The organism is Nitrospira moscoviensis (assembly GCF_001273775.1).
In the GTDB taxonomy this organism is placed as follows: Bacteria; Nitrospirota; Nitrospiria; order Nitrospirales; family Nitrospiraceae; genus Nitrospira_D; species Nitrospira_D moscoviensis.
Genome location: NZ_CP011801.1, coordinates 482,029 through 494,622 on the forward strand (window position 1 = coordinate 482,029; position 12,594 = coordinate 494,622).

A 12,594-nucleotide genomic window follows, 5' to 3' on the forward strand; every position below is an offset into this window, starting at 1 on the left:
CGACGGAAGAAATTATTGAAGGAATCGTCAATGGGGGGGCATGGCGGCCCCCGAGGCTTTGAAGCTCTCGGCGTAGAAGGCGGCGACCTGCGATCGACGTCCGATCTGGAGCTTGGAATAAATGTTCGCGAGATAGTTCTTGACTGTTTTTTCGCTCAGCCGCAGCTGCTCGGCGATTTCCTTGTTGGTCAGGCCCTGGGCGACCAGAGGCAGGAGGCGCTGTTCCTGCGGAGACAGCAGCGGCCGCTTCGATTGCCCCGGGGTGGCGTAGATGTGCTTCAACCAGTGCAGCGTGTGGTGCGTCAGCCGAGGATCGATGAGGGGATGTCCCGCGGCCACGGATTTGATGGCGCGCACCAGCGCGTCGGAGGCGATGTCCTTCAAAACATAACCCTGCGCGCCGGACAGAATGGCCTCCAGCACCGTGTGGTCGTCGGCGAAACTCGTCAGGAACAGGACTTTCGTCTGCGGGACCGCCGCGAGAATATCGCGCGCCGCGTCCACTCCGCTGCCGTCCGGCAGGCGAATGTCGAGTAACACGACATCAGGCTTCAAGCGCAGCGCCAGCTTGGTCGCCTCCGCCTTCCCCGACGCTTGGCCCACGACTTTCATGCCCGGCGTCAGATCGAGCACGGCGCTCAGCCCGATCCGCACCACTTCATGGTCGTCCACGATCAGGAGCCGAAGCCCCTTCGATTTCGCCGTGCTCATAAGCCCTCCATGGGAAGATCGACCGTGATGCTGACGCCCTGTCCCGGCCGGGTCTTCAGCGAAAACCGGGCGTGGATCCGCTTGGCGCGCGCGGCCATGTTCGCAAGCCCGTGGCCCGGCTTCCGTTTGCGCTTCGGGTCGAAGCCGATGCCGTCGTCGCAAATTTGCATCCGGATCGCGGCGCCGACCCGGGTCAGGCGGACCCACCGGTGCTCCGCCCGGGCATGGCGCATGCTGTTGCTGAGCGCCTCGCGCGCGATATTGAGCAACTGCTCACCCTGCTCTGCGGTGATCATCGCGATGACGGCATCCTTGATGTCGAGCTCCGTCTCCGTCTCGCCGCCCGGAGAAAACGACGCGGCCAGTTGCCGCAAGGCTTGTCCGAAGTCCAGGGTGGGGACCGTTTCCTGCCGCAAGAGCGCGATGAACTGCCGGACTTCGACGACCAGGCGGTTGAGATGCTCGATGGCGAGCACGGTGTAGGCCTTGGACTTCCGGGGCGCTCGACCGAAGGACAACTTGCTGGCCTCGAGCTGCATGCCGACGGCGTAGAGGGATTGCAGAATGTTATCGTGCAGGTCCTGGCTGAAGCGCTCGCGCTCTTCGGCGACCCGCCGCCGTTCGGTGATATCCTGCACGGCGGCGAGAAGCAGCGGCCCGGGATGGGAGGGCAGCTCGATGCCGGTGGCCTTCACGGACACCCAAATGATGTCGCCGGACTTGCGCACGTATCGCTTTTCAATGGTATATTCGGCGCGCACGCCGCGATAGAAGTCGTCCGTCAGCATGCGATTGCGGGGCAAGTCGTCCGGGTGCGTATAGAGCTCGTAGGTCCGGCCGATCAGATCCTGTTCATCGTATCCCGTCAACTCGCAGAAGGCTTTGTTCGCCGACAGCAGCCGCCGCTGGTTGTCCAATATGACGAGGCCGATCGGAGCTTCCTCCACGAATCGCTGCAGCGTGAGCTCGCTGGCCCGCAACGCCGCCTCCGCCTGCTTTCGATCCGAGATGTCCCGCGTGAACGAGAAGGCGTATTCCTGGCCGTCGAAGACGATGTGGTTCGCGACGATCTCGACCGGATAGATTTCGCCCGAGCTGGCGCGATGCCGCGTCTCGAACCGCAGTTGGCCGGCCTGCCGCAGCTCTTCCCAGTGAGACGGCCAGCTTGCAGGTTGGTAATCCGGGTCGATGTCGCTCACGCGCATGGTGAGGAGCTGCCCCCGCGAATACCCCAACCGCCGGCACGCGGCGTCATTGGCGTACAAGAGCCGTGCATCGGGGGCAACCCACAAGGCCATGTCGGCGGCCCGATCCACGACCGTCTGCATGAAGCGCAATTTGGCTTCCGCGCGCTTCAGCTCCGATTGATCGACGAACAGCCCCACCGCCGTCACCGTCCGTCCTTCGTCGTCGTGTGCGAGGACCGGCCACAATAGGAGGTCGAGGAGCGTCCCGTCCTTCCGGCAACGGCGCAGCTCGATCGGGCCGGAAATGAGGCCCTCCCGGCCCTGTTGCCACAAGGCGTCGGCATTCGCTTCTTCTCCGGGTGGGACGTACGGCAGCTCTTTCCCGAGCACTTCCTCTTCAGACCAGCCGAAGAGCCGCGTGGCCGCCTGATTCCAACTGGTCACACGCGCCTCGGCGTCCAGGCTGACGATCGGCAGCGCGCATTCGCGAACCAGGGTGGACAGGAGGTGCGTCGCCTGGCGGTGCTCCGTAACGTCCTCGCACACGACGAGGATCATCAATCGCCCGTCCGGATCCTTCACGGCGCGCGCCCGTTCGTGCACCCACAGCCGGGAGCCGTCCTTGCGGACTTTCTGCAGCTCCCATTCATGGGTGATGGAGAGATGATTGACACAGTGAGCCAGCTGATGGAGAACGGCGTCGTGGTTGGACGCCTCGAACACCGCCAGCACCGACCGGCCGACCAACTCCTCCGGCCGGTAGCCGAGCTGCGAGGCGCCGAAGTCGTTGACCGACTCCACGATGCCCTCCGGCGACAACGTGAAGTACATCGATGGATTATTGTCGTACAGCCATTGATACCGCCGTTCCGTCTCCCGAAAGGCCGACTCGACGCGCTGCCGCTGGTGCAGCTCGCGTTCGAACGCCTCCATCGCGTCCTGCAACTTGGCGGCGCGCTCCTGCATTTGTTCCTGGAGAAGGCTGAGGCGCTGATCCAGCTTGCTCGTGGTCAGCTTGAGGTCGGTGATGTCTTCGACGGTGCCGGCCATGCCGGTCACTTCGCCGGCGGCGAGAATGGCCCGTCCCCGGGCGGCGAGCCACCGGATGGATCCATCGGGCCACGTGACGCGATGCTCGATGTAGTAGGGCTGACCGGTCGCCAACGCCGCCGCCACCGCCCGTTCGACCTGATCGCGATCCGGAGGATAGACGCGTTCGAGAAACGCCTCGTACGTGCCGCCGAATGTCCCGGGCCCCAGTCCGTAGATCTGTTCGACCTCGGGCGACCAGACGACGCGCCCGGTGTCGGTCTCCCATTCCCAGGTCCCGACTTGGGCGGCGCGGAGGGCCCGCCGCGCGCGAGCATCGTCTTTCGTGTGAATCGCCTCATCCAGCGCCTGCTGCAGGTCGGCCAGTTGGCGGCGCAAGGTCTTCAGCTCGGTCGACTCGTCGATGGTGCCGTTCTCGTGCAGGCTCACTGTCTATGACCCCCGGAACTGGCGCAGGCGATAGCATAGAGCCGGGCGTGAAGAAATACTAGATGCATCCGGCGGGGGCGCAGGCGAGAGAACGGGGTAATGAGGGGTATGGGGGTAACCGGGGTAACGCTTACCCCTCTACCCCCTTATCCCATTACCCGCGATGTCTCCTGTACTGCTACGGATGCCGGCTGGGAGAGAACGACTGCGTCTCCCGCAGAAACCAGGCCACGGCCTCGGTGCGCCGCTTGACTTGGAGCTTGTCGAAAATATTGGCGAGGTAGTTCTTGACGGTCTTGTCGCTCAGACGCAGCTGCAGTGCGATTTCCTTGTTGGTTTTTCCGTCCGCGAGCAGGGGCATGATCAACCGTTCCTGCGGAGACAACTGGGCGAGCCCTCTCGGCGCGGGCGTCGAAGGCGGCCGGGTCCTGATCCACTGCAGCGCCTGCTGCGCGATTCTTGGATCAAGATAGCCGCGGCCCTCCGCGACGATATGGATGGCGCGGATCAGGTCGTCGCTTTTGACATCCTTCAGCGCGTACCCATGCGCGCCGTTTTGCACAGCGGCTACCACAGTGTTGTCCTCGGCGTAGCTGGTCAACACCAGAATGCGGACCTCCGGCGAGACGGCGAGGAGGCGGCGGCAGGTGTCGATGCCGGAGGCGTCCGGCAGCCGGACATCGAGCAAGACCAAACGGGGGTGCAAGCGTTCGACCAGCTCGACGGCCTGCGCGGCGGTTTCCGCCTCCCCCACCACGCGGAGATCGGCTTCCAAGTCCAGAAACGACCGCAGCCCTTTCCGGACCAGTTCATGATCGTCGACGATGAGGAGGCGGATCGGCTGGGGGTTCATACGGGGGTCAACACCGGTTCCAACACAAATTCGGCGATGATCTTCGTGCCGCGGCCCAGGCACGAACGGACCGTGAGCTGACCGCCCAGCCGCTTGGCGCGCGCCGCCATATTGGTGAGGCCGTAACCCGCGACGGGCCTCTTCTCGGGTTCGAAGCCGGCGCCGTTGTCCTCGATGGTCAACCGCACCCGGGGCCCCCGGTGTTGCAGGACGACGCTCGCCTGGGTGGCGCGGGCATGGCGGGCGCAGTTGCTGAGGGCCTCTCTTACGATGTTCAGGATCTCGCGTTCCTCTTCGCCGGTCAAAATGTCGATCGCCGCCGGCTGAAGGTCCAGCGCGATCTGCATGTGACCGATCTGTGTGTAGGTGGCGACCAGACTGCTCAGTTCCGCGCCCAGGTCGAACGCTTCGACGGTCCCCCGCTCAAGACCGGTGATCATCCGCCGGATATCGTGAATCAGGGTGTTCAGCTGGTCGACCACCTCGGCTCCGGCGGGGCGGGCGGCGCGCGCATCGCCGGAAGGATGGGTCCGGCGGGATTGCTCGAGGCTCAGCCCGATGGCGTACAGCGATTGCAACACGCAGTCGTGCAGATCGCGGCCGATGCGCCCCCGATCTTCCAGCAGCGCGCTCAAGCGTTGCTCCGACGCGCGCAAGGCCTGGGCGAGGTCTTCGGGTATGTCGGAGGACGAAGGCGGCCCGGTAGGGCGTGGGCTGGTCGAGAGTGGCCCCGGTTTGTCCGTCGTGGCTCGGTCCGTCCTTCCAATCAGACGCAATCGCCGATGATCTCGCCGCATGAAGTCCCCCAAGAGATGAAATGCCATCGACTAGTCAGCGTGGGGTCGGATCATAGAGGGGAAGAAGCCGGACGTCACCTGGCGGATCAGCCAGGTGACCCTCTGCCCTCAATCAGTGCATCTCCTCCGCATCGATTCCCGGTCATTCCAAACAGGGAGGGAAGCACATGTTGACAGTAAATGAGAGTCGGCCGATCGAGTTTCAGGAAGAGGAGTTGGTTGTGAGAACATTGTATCGCGAGCAAGAGTTACAATCGTCGTACATGCTTCGCCACCAAGTCTTCGCACATCGCCTTCAATGGGTTGCCAAACGGGCTGATGGGATGGATGTGGACGAATACGATACCTTTGCAACATCGGTAGGACTATTCGACCAAGAGCGGGCTCTGCGAGGTGTCTTTCGGATGGTGGCATCCCCTTACCCCTTCATGCTGGAAAAAGAGTTTCGCCCATGTCTACTGGAAGGGTGCGAAATCCGAAAGGCAGACGATACAGCTGAGATCACAAGGCTGGCGTTGGACCCCACGTTGAGCGACAAAGGGCTTTCCAGTCGGCTCATGCTCGTTCTTATCAAGGGCGTGTATCAGTGGGCTCGGCAGAACGATGTCCGCTATATGTACATGGTCGTCGAACGTCGTTTTCTCCGAGTCCTTCGGGGCATAGGTCTCTGCTGTGAAGCCATCAGCCCTGCCGTATCTCTCCCACCTGCCGGAGCGCTGTCGATTGCAGCCATACTGGACTGGCAGAAGTTTCACGATACAGCGCCACTCAAGCAGCCCTTGTTTGCCAAGTGGATGAATACAGTGGACGGTTCCGTTTCCTTCGAGAAAAGCCGGTTCTTCGAAAGAGATCCTAGAGAGCGGTTTGATGCTTCAGTACGGCACCGCCAATCGTCAAGCACAGCGGAAAAGACGCTTGCGGTCGCATAGCCGCGCACTGCCAAACTGTTTAGTCCGTCGGAAGCAGTCCATGCTCTAAGGCCACTGCCACGGCCTGCGCGCGTGAGCTGGCATTGAGCTTGACGAAGATACTTTCCACGTGAAAACGAACGGTCCGTTCGCTCACTCCGACAATATGTGCGATCTCCCAGTTGGTTTTGCCTTCCTTCATCCAGAGCAACACCGTTATTTCTCTCGGAGACAAACCTTTGGTGCCCTCTGACAATGGTGTGTGCGTGTTTGCCGTTAAGACCCGGTGGAAATGGGGGACAAGATATTCTATGAGATCCTTGTAACGGACTGTGCCATTGGCGTCGCCCCCGGCAAAGGAAAAGAACGTTGCCACTCCTCGTTTACGATCGAGCTTCCCCGTGGTAATGCCGTTGGTCAGGCCAAAGGCACAGGCTTCTTCAATGAACTCCAGTTGCCTCGGAGAAGTGGCGGCCGCAAAGGTTTGCTTCCATATCAGTGTCGGCAAGCTGGTGGGCAGATGCAGTAAGACCGGGTCCACCGCCGCATACTCATTTTTGCAATAGGCATACAGCCAGTCGTTGGAATAGCTGACATTCAGTACCCGGCTAAACTCCTTAAAGTCGCCGGTCGGAGTGTATTCCGCTATGCCGCCAATCACCCTGGTGCAAGGCACGGCCTCTTGGAGAAGTTGCAGGATACGATGCACGTCTTCCCCTGTCTTGGCCTCCATTGTGTAATGGAGAATCTCGAGGACCTGTACCAGCTCGGCTTTCGTCAGGTCCGAAAGCATCTTCGATGGAAAAGGGGGAGGCGGTTCGTGGGTGCCGTGCAATCCCGAGAAATCAGAGGGTCTGCGTTCAACACGCTCTCGTCTGTGCGAAGCATGGGCCAGCTTGCTGCCCGACTGAATGAACGGAAATTTTCTGTGCAGGAGCCCCTCCGAAACGCCGCACGCTACAGGAAGTCCGTCTGGAATGGTCCGGCGATACTCGACTCGTTTAGCTTGTGCCATAGACTTCCCTCCTATCAGCGGTGTTCTCAGAAACTCCTGCGCAGACTCCAGACCGATCATTGGCGTCGCTAGATCTATATGCATTCAGCGCTCTTAGCTCATGTGCAGTTTCAATAAGAGTTGCTGGAGGCCGTAAGTCATAATGACCTGACTTTGCCAAGGCGGCCGCAGCCAGCGGTTCGTGGTACGTCCCCAGGCTTTCGTGCACCAGCTCCTGTTGGGACACCGGCACGTCGACGCGTGAGACGGCGATGACGATGTTTTTCCCCCCGAATCCAAAACTATTGATCATCGCGCGCTGCATGGCACGTGCACGTCCGATGCGGGCCACATAGTCCAGATCGCATTGCGGATCGGGTTGAGTCAGATGCAACGTCGGCGGAATGAACTGATGTTGCAAGGCCAGCACGGTGCCGATAAGCTGAAACGCCCCGCTGGCGGCAAAGGCATGGCCGAGCGCTGCTTTGAATGAACTGACCGGCACTCGATAAGCAGCGGCACCCATGGCCTGCTTGATGGCCATGGTTTCGATGAGATCCAACTCCACAGTGCCGAGGCCGCAGGCATTGATGTAATCCACTTCTTCCGGGAACCAGTGGGCCGACGAGAGCGCGCATTCGATCGCACGGCGGTGCTCCTTGCCGGTTTCATCCGGGCGCGCCATCGAGTAGGCATCGGTGGTGAAGGCCCACCCTTCCAACTCGGCGTAGATCGGCGCCCCGCGCCGCTCGGCGTGCTGCTGTTCTTCGAGGATCAAGCAGCCGGCTCCTTCTCCCAACACGATGCCGCACCGGGCTTGATCGAACGGGCGAGGCAGGTTGCGGATGGTGCCTCCCTGGTCCGGGGCCAGCGTCCGGCCTGCATCCATGGCCGAAAAGATTGTGGGATGCAGTGGCGCTTCGGCTCCGCCCGCGATAACGATATCCACATCATGCGAACGAATAAGGTCATAGGCTCGGCCGATGGCGTTCGCCGTGGACGAGCAGCCGATGGAGTACGTTTCACATTCACCATGTGTTCCCAAGGCGATCGATACCTCGGCCGAAACGGCGTTGGGAAACGTGGTCGTCATCGTGAAGGGATTCGTGTGCTTGTACTGTTTCGCCAGCATGGAATCGTGGGCTTCGAACGCCTCTTTCAATCCTCCGACCGAAGTCCCGAAGCACACGCCAACACGGTGCCGATCTTCCTGATCTAGATTGAGCGCGGCGTCGCGACTCGCCATCAACGCCGACGCCACGGCGAATTGAGACACCCGACCCATGCGGCGAGCCTTCTTAGGTTGGATGAAATCGGTCGGGTCGAAATCGGTGATCTCACCTGCCAGCGAAGCGCTGAACGGGGAAGTATCGAAGGAGGTAATGGGCTTGATGCCGCTACATCCTTTGCTGAGCAAGTACCAGAAGGTGCGCAGATCGAGTCCTAAAGGTGAAACAATCCCCATTCCCGTGATGACCACGCGTCTGTGTTGCCTCATCGCCCGCTCCTTTCGCTGTCTTCCCCTCGGTCTGCAGCCGACTCATGCATGTGCCAGTGGTCCATGTGCACACGATGAATAAGAGGGAGGCTTGGCTGGGGATAAAAACGATCGTAGAAGGCTGGATCAATGTGATGCGCTTGGAATGCAATCACAGTCTTGAAGGCGTCCGCATGCGCCGGGAAACGGCCGTACTCCTTCATGATGTAGTTGCAGAACGCGATGGTCGCTTCCACCGCCTGTTCACTATGCCGGCGGATCGGTTCTCGGTTCACTGCGTCGATCCAGGGCCTCGCGCCGGACGACGAATAAGGACCTCCTTCGTCAAACTTCGATGTCATTAATGAACGGACGGCGTCCTCGACCGACAGCGTGAACGGAGGACAGGGACCTTCCCATACTCTGGCGACTCCCACCGGATTGGAGCGCACTCCAGCGATGGATGATGGCTCAAAATGGAATCCGAGACCCTCAAAGATCTGTGGTTCCCATCCCAATAAGTGTCGTCCGCTCCCGACGCTATGGATACCACCACCGAGTCCGATGGCTTGCTCCATGAGGAACATGTTTTGGCATGCGACTGCCTGCTCTTGGAGAGCGGTATCACTAATGGCTCCGTCCAAATCACGTAAGGTCATAGTTCGACGTCTGCCTGGATCATCGTGGAGATGACCGCCGCGGCTTCGGCGAAATGTGTCCAACCCGCATGGCGCGCTGCCACGATCTGTATCGACAACGAAATACCCGCATTCTTCACTGAACAGGACGAGCAACAGATTGAGATAGACGCTGGCGACGTCGGTGACTGGGATCAGATACAAGGAGCCGGGCTGGTTCGCGTACCACTGGTTGAACGACAGCATGTAGGGCATCTCACGTGGAATCACCAGCCGGCCATCCCGCATCTTGATCAGCACCGGCTGTTCCCCGCTTTCGGGATCAGGCACGCGAGCGACGAAGTAAAGGCCGGTATCGTCGGTCATGAATAGGCGCGTAGCTTGTGCGGCGCACGGGCTTGGAACGGTTCTACCTTGAAAGCTCATGATGGCCATCCCTTGACCATCTTCCCCGTTGGGTCGTGGAGCATACTGCATATCACCCAAATGCATGCCGGTCTGACCGATGCCGGCGAATAACAGGTAGTGAATCTCTTCCTTCGACAGCGGGATAGGCGGGAGTTCGCTGCGATAGCGCAAAGGCCCACCCGGAATCTCCATGCCGCATCCGAATCGGCGGGTTTTACGGTGCCGGAACACTTGCAGGACTGAATGTAAAGTACTCGTGTCCAACGCAGAGGATGTCGGTCCGGTCATGTCATTCTCCTTTGTCACGCTCACCTAAAAACCCGTTACCTCATTGGCGTAAAACCATACCAAGAGAAGTGAAAGGATGGACCTACCCGACCGGGTAGGTCCATCCTTTCACCCACTGCTTTAGGGTACTTCATGCATTCAATTGCACATGACCCATTCTGCCGCCCCTTCACTCAATCTTCCTCCACGGAGGAAGCGAAAAGGAGAAGGTAAGATGAAGACGACTGCGCCTGCCACTTGCCCCTATCATTCGGTGGAAACGAGCGATGAGAAACGCCAGCCATTTCCAGCACGTGTCCCCCGGACGCTCAAAGACCTTCCCGGACCAGACGGGCTGCCACTATTAGGCAACATGTTGCAGTTGGATCTGAAACATCTCCAACTGGTGCTGGAACGATGGGCTGAGACATATGGATCGCTGTATAAGTTCCAGATTGCCCATAAACCGGTGATAGCTGTTTCAGACACGGATTTGATCAACGAGGTTTTGAAGAAACGGCCCGCCGCCTACCGTCGATTGGCTTCCATTGAGCCTGTGTTGAAAGAGATGGGTATCAACGGAGTGTTCTCGGCGGAGGGAGAGCAATGGATTCGTCAGCGGCGGACCGCTATGCAAGCACTCAATACGGCGCACCTTCGCACTTTCTTTCCAACTCTAGTCAAAGTCACGGAGCGGCTGAAGCACCGGTGGGAGCATGCGACGCGCCGAGGAGAACAGATCAATGCCCAAGATGATCTCATGCGATACACCATCGATGTGACGAGTAATCTTGCGTTTGGTTATGACGTGAACACCTTAGAAGACAAGGGAGACGACATTCAGCGCCATCTTGAAAAAGTTTTCCCCATGATCAACAAGCGCATCAACGCTCCTTTCCCCTATTGGCATTTCATCAAGTTTCCAGAAGATCGAGCGCTGGATGAAGCGCTGCTTGCTATCAGGAAAGCATTGGCAGAGTTCATTGCCCACAGCCAAGCGAGATTAGCTGCTTATCCCGAGCTTGCCACCCATCCCACCAATTTTTTGGAAGCAATGCTGGCGGCGCGTGTAAGCGGGGAGGCTGATGTCACCGACGAGGAGATTTTTGGAAATGTGCTGACTATGCTAATTGGAGGAGAGGATTCGACGGCCGCCACTATGTCTTGGATGCTTCACTTTCTCACTGAATATCCGGAGGTTCAGGAACGAATCCAACATGAGGTCGACGAAACGTTAGGAGAAGGCCGAATGTTGCAAGACATTCGTGACGCGGAACGACTGACTTATCTTGAAGCAGTGTCCTTCGAAACCATGCGGCTAAAATCCGTGTTTCCAATTTTGTTTCTGGGCACGAATAAAGACGTGGAACTGGGAGGAGTTCACATTCCTGAAGGGACTGCTATCTTCCTACTCACTCGAAAATGCGGGATGCAGGAAAGTGAATTTGCGTCTGCAGATCACTTCCGACCGGAGCGGTGGTTAGCTGGTGGCGGATGTCCGGTGAGCGGACACAATCCGAGAGCCTTCGTGCCTTTCGGGGCAGGACCCCGGTTCTGTCCAGGACGAAACTTGGCTCTTCTAGAGATGAAGTCCGCCATTGCGATGCTCTGCCGCAACTTCTCTGTGACGAAGTCGCCGGACGCCAAGCCAGTGGAAGAGCACTTTGGATTTTTGATGGCCCCCAAGCACCTTTCAGTGGTATTCGCTCCGCGAGCCGTATCGGCGATCGGAACGCAGTCAGAGCCTCTCTCGGCATGCCCGGTTGCTGTAAGTGCGCCTTGAGAGCCTTTGTAAAGAGGGAGTGTGCGGAAGGGGTGGTGTCTTACGAGGAACGCCTTTTGACTGTGACTGAAGGATGGTAACCGTTTGATGCAGAACGGTGGATATGAGCGGCGTTCTGCCATTGCGCCACTGCTGCCCATCGGTTTTCAACGCCGCCCAGTTTTTGGTAGACGTTTTTGAGATGAAACTTGATGGTATTGAGGCTGACGTGAAGTATCACAGAAATTTCCCAATTCGTCTTTCCTTCCGCGACCCAGCGCATAATCTCCGCTTCGCGATCAGTCAGTGTCAAAAGCTTTGAGATGGGCTGTGCGTGATCAGCCCACGATGTGGCGCGCATATAAGCCAGGTGTAGGTGAGGACCAAGGATCTGCATCACAGTCCGTAACTTGTCCGTTAGTCGGCGATCAAAATTGCTGAACGCAAAGTAAGTGCAAGTTCCGAGCACTCCACGTACTCCAACGGTCAAGCATTCCTTGATGCCGGCATCAAGCTTTAGGTTGATCACTTCTTTGGGAATCTCCTGGTCAAGCAGATCCGCACTGGATACCGTTGTTATGGTAGTTTTCTGGAGCAGTTGGATCGCGGGGTCATAAGCATATCCCTGCGTCTCGTATAGATGAGTATGTTCATCTCCATAACTCGAGTGCCCAATACGCAAGTCGGTTCGGGAAAGATCAAAGGTGCCGCTGGCGGAAAATTGATGCGGTATGAATGCGTTGATCAATGACGCAAGCCGAGGAAGTTCATCACGGTGCTGCACGCTGCGCACCTGATGCATGATCTCGCCTAGGTGCTGAAATTCTTTCTTGGAGGGGTACTGAAGACTTTCGGGGCCGCGGAAGATCACGGGACCACCTCTGTCTGTCCTGGTGCAGAACGGCCGCTCACCGCGGAAGGCCACGGTGCGTCGGTAGGGAAGGGCGACGCGGAATGGATTGTCCGAGGGAGGTTCATGATCCGAGTCCCTAGTAAGTGACAGTCATATCGGGCCCCCCAGGCCGATATCTACCACTACCGAGCATTAAATGGGATCCTGCCCCCTGATCCGCGGCAACATGTAAGCACAGAATTACCAGGAAAATCCATAGG

10 protein-coding genes are annotated in these 12,594 nt (G+C 58.9%); 2 read left to right on the forward strand and 8 right to left on the reverse strand.

Annotation, left to right across the window (positions count from 1 at the left end):
• Positions 1–27: 27 nt before the first annotated feature.
• The 4 genes from NITMOv2_RS02340 to NITMOv2_RS02355 all read right to left on the reverse strand — a co-directional run bounded on the left by NITMOv2_RS02340 (position 28) and on the right by NITMOv2_RS02355 (position 4,865).
• On the reverse strand, positions 28–711 hold the full coding sequence (locus NITMOv2_RS02340; protein ID WP_053378360.1) for a response regulator: 684 nt from the start codon (positions 709–711) through the stop codon (positions 28–30).
• Positions 708–3,377 (reverse strand): sensor histidine kinase, encoded by a 2,670-nt coding sequence (locus NITMOv2_RS02345; protein ID WP_053378361.1) that lies wholly within the window; start codon positions 3,375–3,377, stop codon positions 708–710. The genes NITMOv2_RS02340 and NITMOv2_RS02345 overlap by 4 nt, the downstream gene beginning before the upstream one ends.
• A gap of 178 nt (positions 3,378–3,555) precedes the next feature.
• Positions 3,556–4,230, reverse strand: coding sequence for a response regulator (locus tag NITMOv2_RS02350; protein ID WP_053378362.1), 675 nt, complete (start codon positions 4,228–4,230; stop codon positions 3,556–3,558).
• Entirely contained in the window at positions 4,227–4,865 is a 639-nt protein-coding gene (locus NITMOv2_RS02355) for a sensor histidine kinase (protein ID WP_053378363.1), read from the reverse strand. The genes NITMOv2_RS02350 and NITMOv2_RS02355 overlap by 4 nt, the downstream gene beginning before the upstream one ends.
• A 329-nt stretch (positions 4,866–5,194) precedes the next feature.
• Between NITMOv2_RS02355 and NITMOv2_RS02360 the strand changes: the two genes are divergently transcribed.
• Positions 5,195–5,956 carry an acyl-homoserine-lactone synthase gene (locus tag NITMOv2_RS02360; protein ID WP_053378364.1) on the forward strand — a complete coding sequence of 254 codons (762 nt, stop codon included), beginning with the start codon at positions 5,195–5,197 and terminating at the stop codon, positions 5,954–5,956.
• 19 nt (positions 5,957–5,975) lie between these two features.
• Here the strand turns inward: NITMOv2_RS02360 and NITMOv2_RS02365 are convergent, their stop codons facing one another.
• The 3 genes from NITMOv2_RS02365 to NITMOv2_RS02375 are packed head-to-tail and all read right to left on the reverse strand — an operon-like array spanning position 5,976 to position 9,740.
• Complete coding sequence (locus NITMOv2_RS02365; protein ID WP_187299344.1) at positions 5,976–6,950, reverse strand: helix-turn-helix transcriptional regulator; 975 nt, start codon at positions 6,948–6,950, stop codon at positions 5,976–5,978.
• Entirely contained in the window at positions 6,937–8,409 is a 1,473-nt protein-coding gene (locus NITMOv2_RS02370) for a beta-ketoacyl-[acyl-carrier-protein] synthase family protein (RefSeq protein WP_187299345.1), read from the reverse strand. Before NITMOv2_RS02370 ends, NITMOv2_RS02365 begins: the two co-directional genes overlap by 14 nt.
• Positions 8,410–8,423: 14 nt before the next feature.
• Positions 8,424–9,740 carry a hypothetical protein gene (locus tag NITMOv2_RS02375; RefSeq protein WP_053378367.1) on the reverse strand — a complete coding sequence of 439 codons (1,317 nt, stop codon included), beginning with the start codon at positions 9,738–9,740 and terminating at the stop codon, positions 8,424–8,426.
• Positions 9,741–9,954: 214 nt separating this feature from the next.
• On the opposite strand from NITMOv2_RS02375, the gene NITMOv2_RS02380 reads away from it, so the two are divergent.
• Positions 9,955–11,502, forward strand: coding sequence for a cytochrome P450 (locus NITMOv2_RS02380; protein WP_053378368.1), 1,548 nt, complete (start codon positions 9,955–9,957; stop codon positions 11,500–11,502).
• A gap of 40 nt (positions 11,503–11,542) precedes the next feature.
• On the opposite strand, the gene NITMOv2_RS02385 is transcribed toward NITMOv2_RS02380, so the two are convergent.
• Positions 11,543–12,283 carry a LuxR C-terminal-related transcriptional regulator gene (locus NITMOv2_RS02385; protein WP_145976141.1) on the reverse strand — a complete coding sequence of 247 codons (741 nt, stop codon included), beginning with the start codon at positions 12,281–12,283 and terminating at the stop codon, positions 11,543–11,545.
• Positions 12,284–12,594 lie beyond the last annotated feature (311 nt).

What these genes read in the sequence shown, in the direction of transcription:
- NITMOv2_RS02360 (WP_053378364.1), top strand. Translation starts at nt 5,195, where the DNA reads ATGTTGACAGTAAATGAGAGTCGGCCGATCGAGTTTCAGGAAGAGGAG.
- NITMOv2_RS02365 (WP_187299344.1), bottom strand. Translation starts at nt 6,950, where the DNA reads ATGGCACAAGCTAAACGAGTCGAGTATCGCCGGACCATTCCAGACGGA.
- NITMOv2_RS02375 (WP_053378367.1), bottom strand. Translation starts at nt 9,740, where the DNA reads ATGACCGGACCGACATCCTCTGCGTTGGACACGAGTACTTTACATTCA.
- NITMOv2_RS02385 (WP_145976141.1), bottom strand. Translation starts at nt 12,283, where the DNA reads ATGCATCAGGTGCGCAGCGTGCAGCACCGTGATGAACTTCCTCGGCTT.
- NITMOv2_RS02350 (WP_053378362.1), bottom strand. Translation starts at nt 4,230, where the DNA reads ATGAACCCCCAGCCGATCCGCCTCCTCATCGTCGACGATCATGAACTG.
- NITMOv2_RS02380 (WP_053378368.1), top strand. Translation starts at nt 9,955, where the DNA reads ATGAAGACGACTGCGCCTGCCACTTGCCCCTATCATTCGGTGGAAACG.
- NITMOv2_RS02340 (WP_053378360.1), bottom strand. Translation starts at nt 711, where the DNA reads ATGAGCACGGCGAAATCGAAGGGGCTTCGGCTCCTGATCGTGGACGAC.